This window comes from Methanobrevibacter ruminantium (assembly GCF_016294135.1).
GTDB lineage: Archaea > Methanobacteriota > Methanobacteria > Methanobacteriales > Methanobacteriaceae > Methanobrevibacter > Methanobrevibacter ruminantium_A.
In genome coordinates, this window is record NZ_JAEDCO010000062.1 from 1 (window position 1) to 5,052 (window position 5,052).

General features: G+C 30.5%; 5 protein-coding genes. 1 reads left to right on the top strand and 4 read right to left on the bottom strand.

What is annotated here, in order from left to right; translation table 11 throughout:
- Window positions 1-201 precede the first annotated feature (201 nt).
- From VW161_RS08615 to VW161_RS08625, 3 genes are all read right to left on the bottom strand, one after another.
- Window positions 202-621 carry an NAD(P)H-dependent oxidoreductase gene (locus tag VW161_RS08615; RefSeq protein ID WP_325192938.1) on the bottom strand — a complete coding sequence of 140 codons (420 nt, stop codon included), beginning with the start codon at window positions 619-621 and terminating at the stop codon, window positions 202-204.
- 17 nt (window positions 622-638) lie between these two features.
- On the bottom strand, window positions 639-857 hold the full coding sequence (locus tag VW161_RS08620; RefSeq protein ID WP_325192939.1) for a hypothetical protein: 219 nt from the start codon (window positions 855-857) through the stop codon (window positions 639-641).
- A 222-nt stretch (window positions 858-1,079) separates the two neighbouring features.
- On the bottom strand, window positions 1,080-2,093 hold the full coding sequence (locus tag VW161_RS08625) for an SIS domain-containing protein (RefSeq protein WP_304087376.1): 1,014 nt from the start codon (window positions 2,091-2,093) through the stop codon (window positions 1,080-1,082).
- 279 nt (window positions 2,094-2,372) lie between these two features.
- On the opposite strand from VW161_RS08625, the gene VW161_RS08630 reads away from it, so the two are divergent.
- Window positions 2,373-3,026 carry a DUF447 domain-containing protein gene (locus VW161_RS08630; protein WP_304103369.1) on the top strand — a complete coding sequence of 218 codons (654 nt, stop codon included), beginning with the start codon at window positions 2,373-2,375 and terminating at the stop codon, window positions 3,024-3,026.
- 60 nt (window positions 3,027-3,086) lie between these two features.
- Here VW161_RS08630 and ade read toward each other — a convergent pair whose 3' ends face one another.
- Window positions 3,087-4,958 carry an adenine deaminase gene (ade, locus tag VW161_RS08635; protein WP_304087373.1) on the bottom strand — a complete coding sequence of 624 codons (1,872 nt, stop codon included), beginning with the start codon at window positions 4,956-4,958 and terminating at the stop codon, window positions 3,087-3,089.
- Window positions 4,959-5,052: the final 94 nt, after the last annotated feature.

A 5,052-nucleotide genomic window follows, 5' to 3' on the forward strand; every position in this document is an offset into this window, starting at 1 on the left:
CTATTTTAAACTAATTTCTACAATTTTTAAACTATTTTTGCTATTTTTAACTATTAAACAATTAAATTTCTAAGAATTTTAATATTTTAACTATCTAAAAAGTTTAAACTGTTTTGCAAATAGATCTTTAAAATGAGTCATTAGATTTTAAAAAAAAAGAAAAAAAGAAAAAAGAAGGAAGAAAAAAGAATAAGTTGAAAATTAAATTTTCAAACTGTCTTGGGCTATTTTTACACCTAAATCATAAGCGTCTTTTAAGTCAATGTGGAAGTGTTCCTCTTTCCTTTTAGCTTTCAATTCAGGATCAAATGCATAATTTTCATACTTGGAATAATCTGTAAATTGATAAGTGTCATAAACCTTTAAGGAATGTGGTTTTGAGTAAACATTTTCAAGATTTCCTTCTAAAATTTCAAATATGCTGCTATAAAGAGGAGTGCATATCTCTTCAGTGACATTCATAGTGTAAATCATTCCAATAGGCATTCTTTTAGGAGCATTGGACTCTCCCCCATAAACAAATGAGGAAAATAAAAACCTTTCAAAAAATGATCTGAGTTCTCCAGTTATCTCACCAAAGTAAATAGGGCTTCCAAATATGATTCCATCGGAATTCTTCATTTTAGGAAGCAAATCTCTTAAATCGTCTTTGATAGGGCATGGGCATAATACTTTCCACCGATTTTCTTACAATGGAAACAGGATTTGCATCCTTTGAAATCCAAGTCATAAAGATGAACATTATGAATGTTAATTTCTTCTTCATCATGGTTCTTCTTTAATTCATCAACAATGCCTTGACTTGCTTTTTCCAATAATTGAGCAGTATTAAATTTCTTTCTTGGGCCACCATTCACTATAAAAAAAATCCATAAAAATCACGTTATAAGTTTTTTTAAAAAATAAATAATACTTCAAGAATAATTTTAAAAAATCATTCTCAAAAATAATCCTAAATAATGAAATAAAAAATTAAAGATTAAATTTAAAAATTAATAATTAAAATTAAAAATTAAATTGGAGATTCTTAAAATGAAAAAAAAGATAAATGAATCAATCATTTATCAAAAATTAAAGAATTATTCATATCTTACTTTACCAATATGTCTTGTACTTCCAGGGTCTTCACCATTGAAGTGTGCCAAATAGTAAACAAACCATTCTAAAGGTATTACAAGTACAAATGGTGCAAGCAATGGATTAATGTCTGCATAATCCTTTAGATTATAAATAATTGTTTTAGCTTCCAATTTGTTTTTTGAGAAATTGATAGCTATTTTAGTTAATTCATCACTTTCCAAATCAGCATTCAAGAATATTAAAGGAACATCCTTTTCAGCCCTTTCAATCAAACCATGTCTGAATTCTGCAGAGTAAAGAGGGCAAGCATGCTTGATAGCACCTTCCATCAACATGGTCATAGCTAATTTATATGCAAGACCAAAGTTAACTCCACTTCCTAAGCAATAGAAACCGTCTTCATCCTTAAGCTCTTCAGCAAGTTTCTTATTCTTTTCTTCTGTGCTTTCCAATAGATTTTCAATCAAATCAGGCATAGCTGCCAATTGATCCAAAATCTCATCAGCCTTTTCATAGCCAGAAGCAGCAAATAAGATTTGATAAAGACATGCTAATTGGGTAATATAAGTTTTAGTACCGAGAATGGCTGTTTCAGTATTTCCTAATGTAATGACAGGATATTTTGCTTCCTTAATCATTGAACTTTCAGGTTCATTGGAAATGGAAACAGTATCAATATTAAATTCATTAGCCCTCCTTAAAGCAGCTAAAGTATCTGCAGTCTCACCGGACTGGGAAGTGGCTATGAATAATGAATTTTCACCATCAGTCAATTTTTTGTTATAAACAAATTCATAACCTGTGAAAACTTCAATTCTTAAATCAGATACAGATGCCAATGCATCTCTAATAGAATAACAAGTGGATATGGAACTTCCACAACCAATTAAATAGATAGTATCAACAGATTCGGCTAATTTAGAAATATTAGCCATATTATCCAATTCAGAAGCAAAAGTCCTTCTTAAAGCTTCTGGTTGTTCCATCATTTCATAATACATCTGATATTTCATTTAATCCCTCTATTTTGTTGAAAAATAATTTTTAAAATTACTTGAAAATTTACTTTTAAATATGAGTAAATTAATTATACTTAATTAATAATGCTAAATTAATTAATGTTTATTAATTATGCTTATTAATTATGATTTATTATTTTATTTAGTTAATATATTATATATATAAATTTATTATTTATACTATAAAAAGTTTATATGAGAAATTATAAAATAAATATAAACAGACTTTAATATTTGGAATTTAGGGTTTAATAGTTAGAATAGAGGTAAAGAATGGAAACTGATTTAACTAAAATAGGTATGTATAAAGACCAGCAATATGAAGTTATCATCACCACAATAGATAAGGATGGAAACTCAAATGCAGCGCCTTTTGGGCTAAGGGTCTTGGAAGACAATGAAGTTTTTTTAAGAATTTTTGAAGGTGGAAACACCATTAAAAACATTAAAGACAAAGGGGAATTTATTGTAAATATCACAAATGATCCATTAATGTTTACTCTCTCAACAACAAATACAATTCCTGAAAAATATCTAACTAGAATCTCTAATAAAACCAAGAACAATGGTGAATTGGCATATTTAACTGATGCTGATGCTTATTTCATGTGTGAAGTTAAAAGCTTGAAAACAGGTTTGAGAGAAGATGATATCAAATCAAGCGATGTCAATTTCATCAAATCAGAAGTGGTTGAGCTTAATATTAAAAATAAATGCGTTAAACCAATGAATAGGGCAATACATGCATTAATTGAAGCATTGGTAAATTATTCCAGAATAAACATCGTTGATGAAAATACACAAAAATATTTCCTTGAAAGATTTTTGGAATCCGAAAGAGTCATTAAAAGAGTGGGAAATGAAAAGGAAAAGGAATCCATTCAAATATTAAAGGAAGATTTGATAAATCAAGGATTTGAAATTTAAAAAAAAGAAAATAAAGAATAATTAAAAAGAATAAATTAAATTTTAATTAAAATTATTTATTTAAAAATTATGTATTAAATCAATGAATTCAAGCTTATCTGCATCAAACAATCCCTGATTACTTATTTTAAAATGAGGAATTGTAATCAATGCCATAAATGACAATGTTGTAAATGGGGATGTTAAATCACATCCTAATTCATTTATTGCTGCACGCATCTTTCTATTTTTATCTGCAACATAATCAATATCCATATTGGACATTAACCCTGCTATTGGAAGCTCTAAAACTTCACAAATATCATCTTCAGATGAGTAAGCAACAAGTCCCCCTTGATGTTCTCTGATAATATTAACCACTTTAGCCATATCCTCACTATTGGTTCCTATAACTAAAATATTATGAGAATCATGTGATACTGATGCTCCGAATGCTCCTTTTTTAAGATTGAATCCTTTAATGAAACCATTAGTTATATTATTTCCACCATACCTGTTCACAACAGCAATCTTCACAACATCCTTTTTTAAATCCGGTTGGATTACACTATCTAAAACAAGCAATGTTTCTTCAGATTTTTCTGTAATCAAGGTATTGTCAAAAGCATTGATTGCAAAGACATTGGTTGTCTCATCCATCAATGAATTGGTCCATCTCATTTCCACTTTAGCATCAAAATCCTCAGCTTTCACTTCATCCAATACAATGCTAGGCTTAGATTCAATAGCTTCTGTTTCGAATAGGGCTTCGCCATCATCAACTACAAGCTCCCCATGAACCCAAACTTTACTTACATTCAAGTTTCGTAAGTCATCAACCAATGCGAAATTTGCAATTCTGCCTTCTTCAATTGCACCACAGTTTAAGCCATAATGCTCTGCAGGATTGAATGTAGCCATTTTGATGGCTTCCTTAGGATTGATCTTTAATGAAATTGCTTTTTTTATCACATTATCCAAATGCCCTTTAGACAGGTCTTCTGCATCAATGCCATCACACACTAAAAGCCCAAATGGTGGAATAGCCATAGCATCATCAATGGTTTCTGCAAGAACTCTCCCTGCCATTTCCTCTTCAATCAGGTAATTCAACCTATCATCATAATCCAATAGAGCATCCATATTCTTTGCAGAAGATCCTTCCCGAACCATGATTTCCATACCTAACCTTGCCTTTTCAATAGCTTCTTTAAAGCTGGTGCATTCATGGTCAGTAGTAATGCCGTATGATATGTATTTTTCCAAATCTTCACCAGACAATAATGGAGAGTGACCATCAATTGGCTTTCCTAATTTATGAGCGGCTTCTATTTTTCTTAAAGCCTCTTCATCTTCTGCTATAACTCCTGGGACATCCATCATTTCCCCGAGAGCAACCATTTCATCACGTTTCAGCAATTCTTCAATATCTGAACTTGTAAGTGATGCTCCAGAGCTTTCAAAACTTGTAGCGGGAACACATGATGGAACAGCATAATAAAAATCAAATGGCACTTTCTTTCCATCCTCCACCATCCAGTCAATGCCTTCAAGGCCCAAAACATTTGCAATTTCATGAGGATCCGCCACTACAGAAGTGGTTCCATAAGGCAATACCGCTTTAGCAAAATTGGAAGGGGATAACTTTGAACTTTCAATATGAATATGGGAATCTATTAATCCAGGTATTAAAATACCCTCATAATCCAAGTCAAGTTCATCATCATCGTCAGTGATGATTGGAATGACCTCTTTAAAGAGACCGTCTTCAATAACAATCTCTGCAGGATAAACCTCTCCAAATTCCACATTCAGATATTTTGCAGTGATTATAAGGTCTCCTTCAAGCTCTTCTGCATCTTCAATGATTATATCTGCAATTTCAATATCATCAATACCATCTACAGAGATTATAATTTCATTTCCATCCACATCTATAATTCTTTCATCCATATTGACACCAATTGATAAGATTAATTAAAATCGTTAGAAAAATAATAATAATAATAATAATAATAATAATAATAATAATAATAATAATAATAAT

What these genes read in the sequence shown, in the direction of transcription:
- ade (WP_304087373.1), bottom strand. Translation starts at nt 4,958, where the DNA reads ATGGATGAAAGAATTATAGATGTGGATGGAAATGAAATTATAATCTCT.
- VW161_RS08615 (WP_325192938.1), bottom strand. Translation starts at nt 621, where the DNA reads ATGAAGAATTCCGATGGAATCATATTTGGAAGCCCTATTTACTTTGGT.
- VW161_RS08625 (WP_304087376.1), bottom strand. Translation starts at nt 2,093, where the DNA reads ATGAAATATCAGATGTATTATGAAATGATGGAACAACCAGAAGCTTTA.
- VW161_RS08630 (WP_304103369.1), top strand. Translation starts at nt 2,373, where the DNA reads ATGGAAACTGATTTAACTAAAATAGGTATGTATAAAGACCAGCAATAT.